We start from the raw sequence: 13974 nt of genomic DNA on the forward strand, positions 1-13974 counted from the left end.
AATACCTTTAAATTTACCCATTTTGAGTGAGTTTTAGTGTTGAAAAACGAAGATCCCGGAGCTTCTGCACCGGGGCCAGACGTCGTTATGTAAAATAAATTAAGGAGATCCTCATAAAGTGCGCCACCTGTCACACACATTGAAACGATGTTTTGATAAATTAACACCCAGCTTTTAAACTCATCAACTCTTTGGGACACCGCCCTACAACCGGACCAGGAAAAGGAGCGCATTATGGCGAAAGGCATGCGGGTAAAACTTCAGTATGAGGTCAGCCGTGACCCCGATACGGGTGCGGAGATCACCCGCTTAACCCCACCAGAAGTCACCTGCCATCGTAACTACTTCTATCAGAAGTGTTTTTTCAACGATGGCAGTCATCTGCTTTTCGCCGGTGAATTTGACGGGCACTGGAACTACTACTTGCTGAATATTGAAAAGGCCGAAGCCGTACAGCTGACAGAAGGCAGTGGCGACAATACGTTCGGTGGTTTCCTTTCTCCTGACGATCGCTCCCTTTATTACGTAAAAAACGATCGCACCCTGCGCGAAGTCAACCTCACCACCTTTGAAGAGCGCGAAGTCTACCGCGTGGCTGACGACTGGGTAGGCTACGGCACCTGGGTTGCCAACAGCGACTGCACCAAACTGGTGGGCATTGAGATCGCGAAAAGCGACTGGACGCCGCTCACCGACTGGCAGCTGTTCCATGACTTTTTCCATAAAGGTCCCCATTGCCGCCTGATGCGAATTGATTTGCAGAGCGGCGAAAGCTCAGTGATCCACGATGAGAAGATCTGGCTCGGCCACCCGATTTACCGTCCATTCGATGACAACACCGTGGCGTTCTGCCACGAAGGCCCGCACGATCTGATCGACGCCCGCATGTGGCTGGTTAATGAAGACGGCAGCAATGTGCGTAAAGTGAAAGATCACGCCGAAGGCGAAAGCTGCACCCATGAGTTCTGGGTGCCGGACGGTTCCGCGCTGGTGTACGTCTCTTATCTGAAAGGACAACAGGGCCGCACGATCTCCCGTTTTAATCCGGACACCGGTGTGAATGAAGACGTCATGCAGATGCCCGCCTGTTCACATCTGATGAGCAATTTCGACGGCACGCTGCTGGTCGGCGACGGTTCCGGCACGCCGGTTGATGTAAAGGACACCGGCGGCTACACCATCGATAACGATCCATATCTTTATGTCTTTGATGTGGCGCAGCGCGCGTATTTCCGCGTGGCGCGTCACGATACCTCATGGGCCACCTTTGAAAACAGTCGTCAGGTGACTCACCCGCACCCGTCCTTTACGCCGGACGATAGTGCGATCCTGTTTAGCTCCGATAAAGATGGCAAACCCGCCCTTTATATTGCGAAGCTTCCTGAGCAGCGTGAAATGTTGCAAGCGTAATTGAGTTAGTGTTTCTGTAACTGGCCTTGCCCTCCTTCGGGAGGGCCTTTTTTTTATTTATAATATCCTTTAAATCCGCTTATTATTATTTTATTAGATTGTCTGCCAGTGCCATAAATAGCAAAAACGAGAAAACCCCGACTAACTGCGCCGGGGCATCTCATGAGGGTAAGTTTTATATCAGAAGGAATATGCGACGCCTACACGATAACGGGTCTGACGCTCATCGGTATTTCTCACGCCAACGTTACCCAGCTCAACATACGGCGACCAGTTTTTATCCCATTTGTAAGCCAGCTTGGCGTTATATTCGTTGGAGTAGTTTTTACCATTTTCACGAACCACGTCTTCGGTGCTTTTGGCATAGACGTAGTTCAGCTCGGTACGCCAGTCGCCCATCGCCCAGCCCACCCAGGCGTCGAATTTATTTACTTTGTTATCAACTACATCTGAGTACGGGTTACGGGTGTACTCATAGCGGTAACGACCCGCTACATAAAAGCCGCTGTCAAACGTGTATTGCGCATGCAGATACGGTTTATAAATGGAGAAGGTGTCTTTACTTTCAATATTAAAACCTGGCGTCAGCGCAAAATTGTCTGTCGCCTTCCAGCGCCAGTTAATGGATTCTTCATGGCCATTACCTACAATTTCGGTTAATGGTTTATCTGCATCTTCACCGCCTGATTTCCATTTTGCTTCCACACCAAAACCGATGCCATTATCAAAACGGTGGGATACAGAAACACGGTCGGCGTTGCTGCCACTGTCAATATATTCGTGACGCAGGTCAACGGTTACGGCCTGGGCCGCAAATGATGCACCAATGAGAGACGCAAGGACCAGAGACTTTTTAACCATGAAAAAACCCTCAAAAATTTAAAATATCGTTCCGTTTTTATGAGACTGCATTTTATTTTTTTAAAAAGGATTTTTTAGTGATCCGGATCGTAATTATTTGTTTCCTGAAAAGCAGAGCGGGAAGACGTGATGAGCATCAATAATAATTTGTGATAATGCCATTAAATAAAGACTGTGATCACATAAATATATTATTAACGTAGAAACAACAAAGATTTCATAAAAAATGAAAACCTATATTTATCAGCATGATAGTGGATTAGCAGACATATAGTACCTGTTGTTACTTTATTTTTAAGTCATCATTAAATTTATAATTATTCATTACCCATGGCATCAGGATTAATTTGCAGGAAGAAGTTTTAATTTCAAAAAATTTAAAACAGTAAGGATTAGCTTATTTGTGTTTATCGGGGGGGGGAGTTGAGAGGAGGAGTCTGGCACGCCCGGCGGCGCAAGCTTGCCGGGCCTACACAGAGACCCAACACCACAAACGTAGGCCGGGCAAGCGTAGCGCCGCCCGGCAAAACAGCCATAAACCCAGGCCGGGCAAACACAGCGCCGCCCGGCACAAAAGACAAAAACTCAATCGCGCTCGATCGCCAGCGCCACGCCCTGCCCGCCGCCAATGCACAGCGTCGCCAGGCCCTTGTGCGCCCGCCGTTTCACCATTTCATGCACCAGCGACACCAGAATACGGCAGCCGGACGCGCCAATCGGATGCCCCAGCGCAATGGCCCCGCCGTTAACGTTTACCCGCCGCTCGTCCCATTCCAGGATCTGCCCGACCGACAGCGCCTGCGCCGCAAAAGCTTCGTTGGCCTCGATCAGATCGACATCCTGTAGCTGCCATCCCGCGCGTTCAAGGCAGCGCCGCGTGGCATATACCGGCGCAATGCCCATCAGCGCCGGATCGACCCCGACGCTGGCAAAAGCCCGGATACGGGCCATGATCGGCAGGTTAAGTTCCAGCGCCTTGCTTTCACTCATCATCAGCACCGCCGCTGCGCCGTCGTTAATGGATGACGCATTGCCCGCCGTCACCGAACCGCTGCGATCAAAGACCGGACTTAGCCCCGCCAGCCCTTCGGCGCTGGCGTCGGTGCGCGGCTGCTCGTCGCACTCCACCCGCAGCGTCTGCCCGCCGGGGCGATCCACCAGCACCGGCACGATTTCGTCGCGAAAGCGCCCCGCGTCTATCGCGGCGCGGGCTTTTTGCTGGGAGCGTAAGGCGTAATCATCCTGGCGCTCACGGCTGATGCCGTACTCCCGCGCCAGGTTCTCCGCCGTCACGCCCATATGATAATCATTAAAGGCGTCCCACAGGCCGTCATGCACCAGGCTGTCGATCAGCTGGCTGTTGCCAAGCGGCGCGCCGGTGCGGCTGTCCGTCAGCACGTGTGGCGCACGGCTCATGTTTTCCTGGCCGCCAGCGATGACGATATCCGCCTCGCCGCACTGGATCGCCTGGGTCGCCAGATGCAGCGCTTTCAGCCCGGATCCGCAGACATCATTAATGGTGATAGCCGACACCGAATTCGGTAGCCCGCCCTTGATCGCCGTCTGGCGGGCAGGGTTTTGCCCGGCGCCGGCGGTTAACACCTGTCCGAGGATAACTTCATCTATATGCTGTGGGATCACGCCACTGCGTTCGATAAGCGCTTTAACCACCAGACTGCCGAGTTCCACCGCAGAATGACGAGATAAAGCGCCCTGAAAACAGCCAATAGGCGTGCGCACGGCCCCTACGATCACGACATCTTTCATCTCTACCTCTGCTCAGCTTGTCCCGGCAATAGTAGAGGATTGTTATTAACTATTTTCTTAATTGTTTAGAATTGGTGACTACTATCACAGAGGAATTTCATACGGCAGGATGGGGGAAACACGCGCCAGCGGCAGCCGACGCGTGAAGGGGCTGGATTAGTTGTTAACCGGGATCACCGCGCCTTTATATTTGGTGCGGATCCACTCCTGAATTTCTTTCGAGTGCAGCACTTTCACCAGCTCGACGATCTCTTTTTTCTTCTCATCGCCGCGATGCACAGTGATGATATTGGCGTACGGGTTGTTTTCGCCGCTTTCCACGGCAATCGGATCTTTCACCGGATCCAGGCCAGCATCGATGGCGTAGTTCGCATTGATCACCACAGCATCGCCTTCGTCGTTGTTATACATCTGCGGCAGCAGAGAACCTTCGACGTTCGGCAGGAACTTCAGCTTTTTCGGGTTTTCCACGATATCGCTGATGCGCGCGGTCACTTTGTCGATGCCCGGCTTCAGTTTGATCACGCCCTCTTTCTCGAAGATAGACAGGATACGACCTTCTTCCGCCACCGCGTCACGCATGATGACTTTGCCGCCTTCCGGCAAATCTTTCAGCGATTTGTATTTTTTGGAGTAGATACCAATTGGCTCAATGTGGATTGCGCCCGCATTGACGAAATCATAAGTTTTGTCATCCGCATGATCTTTCAGCACGCTGTTCAGATACGGGATGTGCTGGAAATAGTTGGCGTCGATATCGCGGCTTGCCAGCGCGGTGTTCGGCAGGATGTAGTCCTGGAACGGACGGATTTCCAGATCGATACCCTCTTTGGCGAGGATCGGCTTCGCCTGCTCAAGAATTTCCGCGTGCGGCACATTGGATGCGCCCACGGTCAGGGTATCGGCCCAGGAAGCAAAGCTCAGGGCGCTCAGAGTGGCTGCGGCAATCAGTGTCAGTGTCTTTTTCATGATGTTGGTTTCCAGTAATTGTTATGTTTAGCGTTTGTCTAACAGAGAGGTCAACACGTCGCCGCAGAACTGAATGATGAAGACAATCACCAGAATGGTTACTGTCGCCACCAGCGTGACGTCATTATGGTTACGCTGGAATCCTTCCAGATATGCAAGATTTCCTAAGCCACCGGCACCGATAACACCTGCCATGGCGCTATAGCTCACCAGCGCGATCAGCGTGACGGTAATACCGGACACCAACGCAGGCGAGGATTCAGGGATTAATACCCGGAATACGAGGGTGCTGAGGCGCGCGCCCATTGAACGCGTCGCTTCAATCACCCCTTTATCCACTTCACGCAGGGCGATTTCCACCAGGCGGGCATAAAAAGGCGCCGCGCCGACAATCAGCGCCGGCAGTGCCGCATCCGCGCCGAGAATGGTGCCGACAATCGTCTTGGTGAAGGGGATCAGTAATACAATCAAAATGATGAACGGGATGGAACGGAACACGTTCACCACCACCGAAATCACGCTGTACAGCGGCTTATTCTGGAACAGGCCGCCTTTGGCGGTCAGGAACAGCGCCAGCCCCAGCAGCAGGCCGAGCGCAAAGGTCGCCACGCCGGACAGCGCCGTCATATATAAGGTTTCGAGCGTCGCCGCCCACAGCTGGTCCCATTTCAGGTGGGGCAGTAAATTCTCAATCATGCTTAATTACCTCGCCTTCAATATCACTCTGTTGCAGATCGGCAAGGATATTGTTCAGTTGTTCCTGATTTGCCACCACATGTACCCACAGCTGACCGAACAGGCCATGTGCGGTTTGCGTCATTTTGCCGTGCAGAATATTAAACGACAGGCCGTAGCGCAGCGTCAGTTCACTGACCACCGGTTGATAGGTTTTATTGCCGGTAAAGGTCAGTTTGATAATGCTACCGTCAAGACCGGACGCCAGCGCCGGGTTAAAGGCCTCTTCCTCCGCGTACTGGCTCACCTGGCGCACAAACTGGCGGGTGATCGGCTGCTGCGGATGGGTAAACACCTGAAGCACATCGCCCTCTTCCACCACTTTGCCGTTTTCCATTACCGCCACGCGATCGCAGATCTTGCGCACCACGTGCATCTCATGGGTGATCAGCACAATGGTCAGCTTAAAGCGGCGATTAATATCCAGCAGCAGATCGAGAATTTGATCGGTGGTCTGCGGATCGAGCGCCGAGGTGGCTTCGTCACACAGCAGCACGTCCGGGCTGTTGGCCAGCGCGCGGGCAATACCGACGCGCTGTTTCTGGCCGCCGCTGAGCTGCGACGGGTAGGCTTTTTCGCGCCCGGTCAGCCCCACCAGCTCAATCAGCTCCGCCACGCGGGCGGCGATTTTCGCTTTCGGCACACCGGCAATCTGCATCGAAAAAGCGATGTTCTCGCTGACGGTGCGCGACCACAGCAGGTTAAAGTGCTGAAAGACCATGCTGATCTTCAGACGCGCCTGGCGCAACGCTTCGCCCTCGGCGCTGGAAATATTCTGCCCGTTGATGGTGACATCCCCGGAGGTCGGTTTTTCCAGACCGTTAAGCAGACGGATCAGCGTGCTTTTTCCTGCGCCGCTGTAGCCAATAATGCCGTAAATTTGTCCCTGCTCCACCGTCAGGTTAACGCTATCCACGGCGGTGATAGGCACCTTTCCGTGGTCAAAAATCTTGGAAATATTCCGAAGGACGATCATGTATGTGTTTTATCCGTTTTGGCGGTTTAGCAGTATGGATGTCCAGACGATAATAATCTGTCGCAATTATAATTGAAATAACTTAATCATCATTGCTTATACCTGTTAGCTATAACCAGCATGGCAAAAGGGTTGGCTGTGTAATGGATATTTTCAGCATTGGTTAGCTAAAAAACGCATAAATCACGGACAATTTATGCGCCATTCGCCTGTTTTTACGGCAAAAGTGCCGTTTTATAGCAATCAACACGTCCGGATGTCTACAGGGATTTACTTCCTGATGGCTGAACAGCAGGTGATATTCCTTTTCGGTCTAAAATGCAGAGAAAGATTCTTTAATCCGCGAAAATCGCAGACCTATTATCCAGGCATCGTGTTAACTACGGATCGCACACCATGTCTGTTGCCCATTCTGTCACTGAATTAATCGGCCATACGCCGCTGCTCCAGCTGCATAAGCTTCATCGCGGGCCCTGTGAGCTGTTCCTGAAGCTGGAAAACCAGAATCCCGGCGGGTCGATTAAAGATCGGGTGGCGCTGTCGATGATCGAGGCTGCCGAGAAAGAAGGTTTACTCAAGCCGGGCGGCACCATTATTGAAGCCACCGCGGGCAATACCGGGCTGGGGCTGGCGCTGATCGCCGCGCAAAAAGGCTACAAGGTGGTGCTGGTTGTGCCGGATAAAATGAGCCGCGAGAAGATATTCCACCTGCGCGCGCTGGGCGCAGAGGTGGTGCTTACCCGCTCGGACGTCACCAAAGGCCATCCGGAGTATTACCAGGATTACGCTCTGCGTCTGGCGCAGGATATGCCCGGCGCCTATTACATCGACCAGTTTAACAATCCGGCCAATCCGCTGGCCCATGCCGTCACCGCCAAAGAGATATATGATCAGCTCGACGGGCGCGTGGACGCCATTGTCGTCGGCGTCGGCTCTGGCGGCACCCTCGGCGGCCTGCAAGCCTGGTTTGCCCGCCACTCACCGCATACCGAATTTGTGCTGGCGGATCCCGAAGGCTCCATTCTTGCCGATCAGGTGGACAGCGGGCGACACGGCGAGGCGGGATCATGGCGGGTGGAGGGCATCGGCGAAGACTTTGTCCCACCGCTTGCGCTTATCGACGGCGTCAGACAGGCGTATCGCGTCAGCGATGCCGACGCCTTTGCCACCGCGCGCCTGCTGCTACAGCGAGAAGGCGTGCTCGCCGGATCCTCCACCGGTACGCTGCTGGCGGCGGCGCTGCGCTACTGCGCCGCCCAGACCACACCGAAACGCGTGGTGACCTTCGCCTGCGACAGCGGCAACAAATATCTCTCAAAAATGTTTAACGACGACTGGCTGCGCGAGCAGGGTCTGATCAACGATGTGTATAAGGAAGAAAAATGAAAACATTACATACCCTCAGCGTGCACAGCGGCGCGTTTAACGATCAGCATGGCGCGGTAATGCCGCCGATTTACGCCACCTCCACCTTTGCGCAGCCTGCGCCGGGTCAGCACACCGGCTACGAATACTCCCGTAGCGGCAACCCGACGCGTCACGCGCTGGAGAGCTCCATCGCCGAACTGGAAGGCGGTGCGCGCGGCTACGCCTTCGCCTCTGGGCTGGCGGCCATTTCCACGGTGCTGGAGCTGCTGGACAAAGACAGCCACATTGTCGCCATCGACGACGTCTACGGCGGCACCTACCGTTTAATCGAAAACGTGCGACGCCGCAGCACGGGCTTACGGGTGAGCTGGGTGAAGCCGGATGATCTGGCGGGTCTGGAGGCGGCGATCCGCCCGGACACACGGATGATCTGGGTGGAAACGCCGACCAACCCGCTGCTGAAGCTGGCGGATCTGGAAGCCATCGCCGCCATCGCCAGACGCCACAACCTGATCAGCGTGGCGGATAACACCTTTGCCTCGCCGCTGATCCATCGTCCGCTGGCGCTGGGTTTTGACATCGTGGTGCACTCCGCCACCAAATACCTTAACGGTCATTCGGACGTGGTGGCCGGGCTGGCGGTGGTGGGCGATCGCCCTGAACTGGCTGAACAACTTGGCTATCTGCAAAACGCCGTCGGCGGCGTGCTCGATCCCTTCAGCAGTTTTCTCACCCTGCGCGGCATCCGCACTCTGGCGCTGCGTATTGAGCGGCACAGCAGCAACGCCCTGTGGCTGGCGCAATGGCTGGAACAGCAGCCGCAGGTTGAACAGGTCTTTTTCCCGTGGCTGGAATCACATCCGCAGTATCAGCTGGCCCGCCGCCAGATGGCGCTGCCGGGCGGTATGATCTCCATCGTGGTGAAAGGCGATGAACAGCGTGCCGCGCAAATCATCAGCCGTCTGACGCTCTTTACGCTGGCGGAAAGCCTCGGCGGCGTGGAAAGCCTGGTGAGCCAGCCGTTCTTTATGACCCACGCCTCTATCCCGCTGGCGCAACGTCTCGCTAACGGCATTACGCCGCAGTTAATTCGGTTATCGGTTGGGATCGAAGATGAGAAGGATCTGCTGGAAGATCTGAAACAGGCACTGGCAGAAGATTAAGCTGTTACAGAACTGCGCTTAACATTTGATAAGCACATTCTTAAAATAGTTAACGTTTGCGTAAAAAATTTTTGAAGAAATTGCACGTGCCATATTGCGGATAATCTTAATGATGACTAATTTTATTCGGTTACTCATACCCTCTCGCCATATTGAGAGGAAAACGTTATGAATTTTGAGGATCTTTTATGCACACCGCGACATCAGAAGAACAGTTGAATGAATACTTCGGCCAGAGCGCGCAGACGTTTGAAGCCGAAAGACTGTTCATCCAGGAGCTTTCGGCAAGTCTGAAGCGTAACCAGATAGAGGTCACCAATAAGAACCTTATTCTGGCGGTGATCCGCTTACTTGAGACGGAAGAGGAAGTTGTAAAACTGGATGTCTATCGCAGCGCGCTGGAAAAGATTGTTCAGCAAACGCCAGATGACCTGTAAGTTTTGATAAAAATCCACCCGGTCTACCGTGAAACACGCACGGCTGACCGGTGTGAATTCTGAGATTACGCGGATTGTTTTACCCGAACCTTAAGTAACTTACAGGCTCCTTCAAAAACGTGCTGGTGGTGTGGATCGGTCGTCATCATACGGCGTGCGCGCAGTACGAGGATGATATTTTCGGCGTCTATAGCATGACCGTTACTCATAAGATGAGTCGCAGCCTCGCCGATAGCCTCTTGAATATTTTCAAGAAAAATCTGTTCATCTTCTTTCAATTGCACTCTCAATGCGGGGTGGGATGTCTTCTTCTATGGCCGGAGCCATTATCAAAGTCACAGGAGCATCGATGAAGCATGCCAGAGCAAGTCTGATTAGAAGGGCGAACTCTGCTAACCCGAAGGTTAAGCAGAGGGACAGATTAGTGTTTAGTGGTATTAGTGTTTAGTGGTAGAAGTACTTTTCTGCGCCAGCGAACTGCGCAAACTCTGCTTTAGCGATCCCGGCGTGCTCACCGATTGAGTTTGCAGCGACCGGAACTGATGAACACCGTTAATGGCGGTCCGGAAAGCATCGCGCCTTTCCCGGTCGGTTTCATTTTGCAGATTTTCCTGTAACTGGCCGATAAGCGCATCAAAGGAAACGTTGTCATCATTTTCGAGAAGATGCAACACCGCTTCCCCCATGATGGTATCTACCAGTCTTTCCTTATCATTTTTGCTCATTGAGCCTCTCATTATTGTTACCGTTAGGCACGGTGTAACCCGGTGAGTATGGCTGCGTCAGCGGCGGAAAGAAAGGGCCTGGACATAGATATTCACAATGAATTTTAACTTTTATTTAGCACCAGACCAAGAAGTTCACTCAGCTGCGCTTCCAGCGCCGGATCGGTTGAAAGGTCAATCTGCGCGGCCAGTTTGACGCACAGGCTATGCCGGTTGATTTCCTGTCCGCCTCGCAGCATTTCCATCACCACCCTTCCCAGCGTCTCTTCCCCGGACGGGGGCGCAAGCGCAGGTAAAGACGTGCTGTTGCCAGAAGCATTTTTGTAAGTGTCTGTCACCACATCCTCACTCGTTTCAGCGGTTGTCGGTGGGCTTTGCCACATCTGCAACCAAAAACCAAACGATTTTCAATGCTTCAAGTATTTTGCACCTTGCGGCATGGCGCAAGCCAGCATTGCGAATTGCAGATTTTTCCAGGCTGGCTAAACGAAGCGGCAAATGCCTTTTAAGCAACTTTTTATGTGCAAAATTCCGAGAAAACTGGCATTTCACGCTGATGATCTATGCTTAATAGACCCAAAGCCACACAGAAGGAGCGAAACATGAGCAATAAAAACGGCGTCACCACCGCAGGTATCTCCAATCCGGCAGACAACTATCCGGTTCCCCCGTTTGAACGTCAGCATCAACCCTTCCCTGGCCTGGCCTGTAAAATGAATCCGCGTCCCGATCACGGCGAAACCTCCTATAAGGGCAGTGGTCGTCTGGAAGGCAGAAAAGCGCTGATCACCGGCGGCGATTCCGGTATTGGCCGCGCGGTGGCCATTGCCTATGCCCGTGAAGGCGCAGACGTCGCCATCAACTACCTGCCGGCGGAAGAAGAAGATGCCCGCGAGGTAATTGAACTTATTCGCGCCGCAGGCCGTAAAGCCGTGGCGATCCCGGGCGATATTCGCGACGAATCCTTCTGCCAGCAGCTGGTCAAACAGGCGGCCGAAGAGTTAGGCGGGCTGGATCTGCTGGTGAATAACGCCGGTCGTCAGCAGTTCCGCAACCATATCCGCGAACTGTCTACCGAAGACTTTGACGCCACCTTTAAAACCAACGTCTATGCGATGTTCTGGATCACCAAAGCGGCGCTGGATTATCTGCCACGCGGCGCGTCTATCATCAACACCTCGTCTGTACAGGCCTACCAGCCAAGCCCGACGCTGCTGGACTATGCCCAGACTAAAGCGTCCATTGCCGCCTTTACCAAATCCCTGGCGCAACAGCTGGCGGAAGAAGGCATCCGCGTAAATGCGGTCGCGCCGGGGCCATACTGGACGGTTCTGCAGGCCTGCGGCGGTCAGCCTCAGGAAAAACTGGAGCAATTCGGTGCCTCAGCGCCGCTGGGTCGCCCCGGGCAGCCTGCCGAAATCGCCACTATTTATGTGACGCTGGCCTCCAATGAAAACAGCTACAGCTCAGGTCAGGTCTGGTGCTCCGATGGCGGTACCGGCACGCTGTAACGGCAAGATCTGACGTAGTTTTTGTTTAACACGCGATTACGATACCGGAGCAAACAATAATGAAAGCACTCACCTATCACGGCCCGCATAAAGTCAGTGTCGATACCATGCCCGATCCGAGTATCGAAGCGGCGGACGACATTATCCTGCGCGTTACCGCCACCGCGATCTGCGGTTCGGATCTTCACCTCTATCGCGGGAAGATCCCCGGCACCGATCATGGCGATATTTTCGGTCATGAATTTATGGGGGAAGTGGTCGAGACGGGGAAAGATGTGCATGCCGTCGCGAAAGGCGATCGCGTGGTGATCCCCTTTGTGATCGCCTGCGGTGACTGCTTTTTCTGTCATATGCACCAGTATTCCGCGTGTGAAAACACCAACAGCGGCGGCGGCGCCACCTTAAACCGTAAATCCATTACGCCGCCCGCCGCGCTCTTTGGCTACAGCAAACTTTACGGCGGCGTTCCCGGCGGTCAGGCCGAGTACGTGCGCGTACCTAAGGCCAACGTCGGCCCGTTCAAAGTACCGGACACGCTGCCGGATGAGAAAGTGCTGTTCCTGTCAGATATTCTGCCTACCGCCTGGCAGGCGGTGAAAAACGCGGATGTTAAGCAAGGCTCCAGCGTGGCGATCTTTGGCGCCGGTCCGGTCGGTTTACTGAGCGCCGCCTGTGCCCGTCTGATGGGCGCGGAGCTGATCTTTATGATCGACCATAACGACTACCGGCTGGAGTTTGCCAAACAGCGCTATGGCATCGTGCCGATCAACTTCGACGATAATGACGATCCGGCGGCCTACATCATTGAGCACACCGCAGGTCATCGTGGCGTGGATGCAGTGATCGACGCCGTAGGCTTTGAAGCCAAAGGCAGCCTGACCGAAACGGTACTGAGCAATCTGAAGCTGGAAGGCAGCAGCGGTAAAGTGCTGCGTCAGGGTATCGCGGCGGTACGTCGCGGTGGCGTGCTCAGCGTGCCGGGCGTCTATGCGGGCTTTATTCACGCCTTTATGTTTGGCGATGCGTTCGACAAAGGGCTGACCTTTAAAATGGGTCAGACGCATGTCCACGCGTACCTGCCGGACCTGTTGGCGCTGATTGAAAAAGGCCATCTGACGCCGGAAGAGATCGTCACCCACCATATGCCGCTGGAAGATGCGGCGCGCGGCTATGAGATCTTCGAGAAACGCCAGGAGGAGTGCCGCAAGGTGATCCTGGTGCCGGGGATGCATGCCGGGAATGCGACATTGTGATGTAACTGTTGTGCCGGGTGGCGCTGGCGCTTACCCGGCCTACAGGTATTGACCGTAGGCCCGGCAAGCAACGCGCCACCCGGCACCACCCCACAAAACTAAATCGCCACCAGATGCCGTACCCCCTGCGCTTCCATCTCATGCCCCTTCCCTGCCTGAATAATCGCCCCGCGTGACATCACCAGATAATTATCCGCCAGCTCAGCGGCGAAATCGTAAAACTGCTCCACCAGTAATATCGCCATATCGCCCCGGTTCGCCAGGCCGCGGATCACCGCGCCGATCTCCTTGATCACCGACGGCTGGATGCCCTCGGTCGGCTCATCCAGGATCAACAGCTGTGGACGGCACGCCAGCGCCCGGCCGATCGCCAGCTGCTGTTGCTGACCGCCGGAAAGATCACCGCCCCGCCGCTGCTTCATCTCCCGCAGCACCGGGAACAGCGCATAAATCTCCTCCGGCACGCTTTTCGCGTCGCGGCCGGAAAAGCGCGACAGCCCCATCAGCAGGTTTTCCTCCACCGTCAGACGCGGAAAAATTTCCCGTCCCTGCGGCACATAGGCGATGCCCTGCTGAACGCGCTGGTGCGGCTTCGCATTGTTAATCAGCTTGCCCTGCCAGTGAATGGTGCCGGATTTCGCCGGGATCAGCCCCATCAGGCATTTCAGCAGCGTGGTTTTACCCACGCCGTTGCGCCCCAGCAAACAGGTGATCTCGCCGGGCGGGGTGTCAAAGGATAAGCCGCGCAGAATATGACTGCCGCCGTAATACTGCTGTAACTCTTTAACCTGCAACATGA

The 13974-nt window shown here is 54.4% G+C and carries 14 protein-coding genes and 1 pseudogene; 6 read left to right on the forward strand and 9 right to left on the reverse strand.

The features are described 5' to 3' along the window. Nucleotides 1–234: 234 nt before the first annotated feature. Nucleotides 235–1410 carry an oligogalacturonate lyase family protein gene (locus tag ACQUTD_RS01160; protein WP_473276756.1) on the forward strand — a complete coding sequence of 392 codons (1176 nt, stop codon included), beginning with the start codon at nt 235–237 and terminating at the stop codon, nt 1408–1410. A gap of 180 nt (nt 1411–1590) precedes the next feature. Here ACQUTD_RS01160 and ACQUTD_RS01165 read toward each other — a convergent pair whose 3' ends face one another. From ACQUTD_RS01165 to ACQUTD_RS01185, 5 genes are all read right to left on the reverse strand, one after another. Beyond that, nucleotides 1591–2271, reverse strand: coding sequence for an oligogalacturonate-specific porin KdgM family protein (locus ACQUTD_RS01165; RefSeq protein ID WP_473276757.1), 681 nt, complete (start codon nt 2269–2271; stop codon nt 1591–1593). A gap of 585 nt (nt 2272–2856) precedes the next feature. Next, complete coding sequence (locus ACQUTD_RS01170; protein ID WP_072569884.1) at nt 2857–4038, reverse strand: acetyl-CoA C-acetyltransferase; 1182 nt, start codon at nt 4036–4038, stop codon at nt 2857–2859. A 156-nt stretch (nt 4039–4194) separates the two neighbouring features. Next, on the reverse strand, nt 4195–5007 hold the full coding sequence (locus ACQUTD_RS01175) for a MetQ/NlpA family ABC transporter substrate-binding protein (protein ID WP_072569883.1): 813 nt from the start codon (nt 5005–5007) through the stop codon (nt 4195–4197). Between the two features lie 27 nt (nt 5008–5034). Further along, the gene (locus tag ACQUTD_RS01180; RefSeq protein ID WP_072569882.1) at nt 5035–5703 is read right to left on the reverse strand and encodes a methionine ABC transporter permease; all 669 of its coding nucleotides are present in this window, start codon (nt 5701–5703) and stop codon (nt 5035–5037) included. Beyond that, entirely contained in the window at nt 5696–6718 is a 1023-nt protein-coding gene (locus tag ACQUTD_RS01185; RefSeq protein ID WP_072569881.1) for a methionine ABC transporter ATP-binding protein, read from the reverse strand. Before ACQUTD_RS01185 ends, ACQUTD_RS01180 begins: the two co-directional genes overlap by 8 nt. A gap of 396 nt (nt 6719–7114) precedes the next feature. Here ACQUTD_RS01185 and ACQUTD_RS01190 point away from each other — a divergent pair. The 3 genes and pseudogenes from ACQUTD_RS01190 to ACQUTD_RS01200 form a co-directional block, all read left to right on the forward strand. After that, nucleotides 7115–8077, forward strand: a pseudogene (locus ACQUTD_RS01190) (PLP-dependent cysteine synthase family protein); the annotation flags it as partial. 23 nt (nt 8078–8100) lie between these two features. After that, entirely contained in the window at nt 8101–9249 is a 1149-nt protein-coding gene (locus ACQUTD_RS01195) for an aminotransferase class I/II-fold pyridoxal phosphate-dependent enzyme (RefSeq protein ID WP_473276759.1), read from the forward strand. 188 nt (nt 9250–9437) lie between these two features. Further along, complete coding sequence (locus ACQUTD_RS01200) at nt 9438–9686, forward strand: biofilm development regulator YmgB/AriR family protein (RefSeq protein ID WP_473276760.1); 249 nt, start codon at nt 9438–9440, stop codon at nt 9684–9686. A 65-nt stretch (nt 9687–9751) separates the two neighbouring features. Here ACQUTD_RS01200 and ACQUTD_RS01205 read toward each other — a convergent pair whose 3' ends face one another. The 3 genes from ACQUTD_RS01205 to ACQUTD_RS01215 form a co-directional block, all read right to left on the reverse strand. After that, complete coding sequence (locus tag ACQUTD_RS01205; protein ID WP_158684865.1) at nt 9752–9964, reverse strand: hypothetical protein; 213 nt, start codon at nt 9962–9964, stop codon at nt 9752–9754. A gap of 159 nt (nt 9965–10123) precedes the next feature. Further along, a complete protein-coding gene (locus ACQUTD_RS01210; protein ID WP_072569877.1) occupies nt 10124–10411 on the reverse strand; it encodes a hypothetical protein in 288 nt (95 codons plus the stop codon). A 104-nt stretch (nt 10412–10515) separates the two neighbouring features. Then, nucleotides 10516–10749: a hypothetical protein gene (locus ACQUTD_RS01215; protein WP_318363798.1), complete on the reverse strand. Its 234-nt coding sequence runs from the start codon at nt 10747–10749 to the stop codon at nt 10516–10518. 264 nt (nt 10750–11013) lie between these two features. Between ACQUTD_RS01215 and ACQUTD_RS01220 the strand changes: the two genes are divergently transcribed. Beyond that, nucleotides 11014–11922: an SDR family oxidoreductase gene (locus ACQUTD_RS01220; RefSeq protein WP_072569876.1), complete on the forward strand. Its 909-nt coding sequence runs from the start codon at nt 11014–11016 to the stop codon at nt 11920–11922. 59 nt (nt 11923–11981) lie between these two features. Continuing rightward, the gene (locus ACQUTD_RS01225) at nt 11982–13175 is read left to right on the forward strand and encodes an alcohol dehydrogenase catalytic domain-containing protein (protein ID WP_473276761.1); all 1194 of its coding nucleotides are present in this window, start codon (nt 11982–11984) and stop codon (nt 13173–13175) included. 98 nt (nt 13176–13273) lie between these two features. Here the strand turns inward: ACQUTD_RS01225 and urtE are convergent, their stop codons facing one another. After that, on the reverse strand, nt 13274–13972 hold the full coding sequence (gene urtE / locus ACQUTD_RS01230) for an urea ABC transporter ATP-binding subunit UrtE (protein ID WP_072569874.1): 699 nt from the start codon (nt 13970–13972) through the stop codon (nt 13274–13276). Between the last annotated feature and the right edge of the window lie 2 nt (nt 13973–13974).

Source organism: Enterobacter sp. K510 (assembly GCF_055804875.1).

What these genes read in the sequence shown, in the direction of transcription:
- ACQUTD_RS01160 (WP_473276756.1), top strand. Translation starts at nt 235, where the DNA reads ATGGCGAAAGGCATGCGGGTAAAACTTCAGTATGAGGTCAGCCGTGAC.
- ACQUTD_RS01165 (WP_473276757.1), bottom strand. Translation starts at nt 2,271, where the DNA reads ATGGTTAAAAAGTCTCTGGTCCTTGCGTCTCTCATTGGTGCATCATTT.
- ACQUTD_RS01170 (WP_072569884.1), bottom strand. Translation starts at nt 4,038, where the DNA reads ATGAAAGATGTCGTGATCGTAGGGGCCGTGCGCACGCCTATTGGCTGT.
- ACQUTD_RS01175 (WP_072569883.1), bottom strand. Translation starts at nt 5,007, where the DNA reads ATGAAAAAGACACTGACACTGATTGCCGCAGCCACTCTGAGCGCCCTG.
- ACQUTD_RS01180 (WP_072569882.1), bottom strand. Translation starts at nt 5,703, where the DNA reads ATGATTGAGAATTTACTGCCCCACCTGAAATGGGACCAGCTGTGGGCG.
- ACQUTD_RS01185 (WP_072569881.1), bottom strand. Translation starts at nt 6,718, where the DNA reads ATGATCGTCCTTCGGAATATTTCCAAGATTTTTGACCACGGAAAGGTG.
- ACQUTD_RS01195 (WP_473276759.1), top strand. Translation starts at nt 8,101, where the DNA reads ATGAAAACATTACATACCCTCAGCGTGCACAGCGGCGCGTTTAACGAT.
- ACQUTD_RS01200 (WP_473276760.1), top strand. Translation starts at nt 9,438, where the DNA reads ATGCACACCGCGACATCAGAAGAACAGTTGAATGAATACTTCGGCCAG.
- ACQUTD_RS01210 (WP_072569877.1), bottom strand. Translation starts at nt 10,411, where the DNA reads ATGAGCAAAAATGATAAGGAAAGACTGGTAGATACCATCATGGGGGAA.
- ACQUTD_RS01220 (WP_072569876.1), top strand. Translation starts at nt 11,014, where the DNA reads ATGAGCAATAAAAACGGCGTCACCACCGCAGGTATCTCCAATCCGGCA.
- ACQUTD_RS01225 (WP_473276761.1), top strand. Translation starts at nt 11,982, where the DNA reads ATGAAAGCACTCACCTATCACGGCCCGCATAAAGTCAGTGTCGATACC.
- urtE (WP_072569874.1), bottom strand. Translation starts at nt 13,972, where the DNA reads ATGTTGCAGGTTAAAGAGTTACAGCAGTATTACGGCGGCAGTCATATT.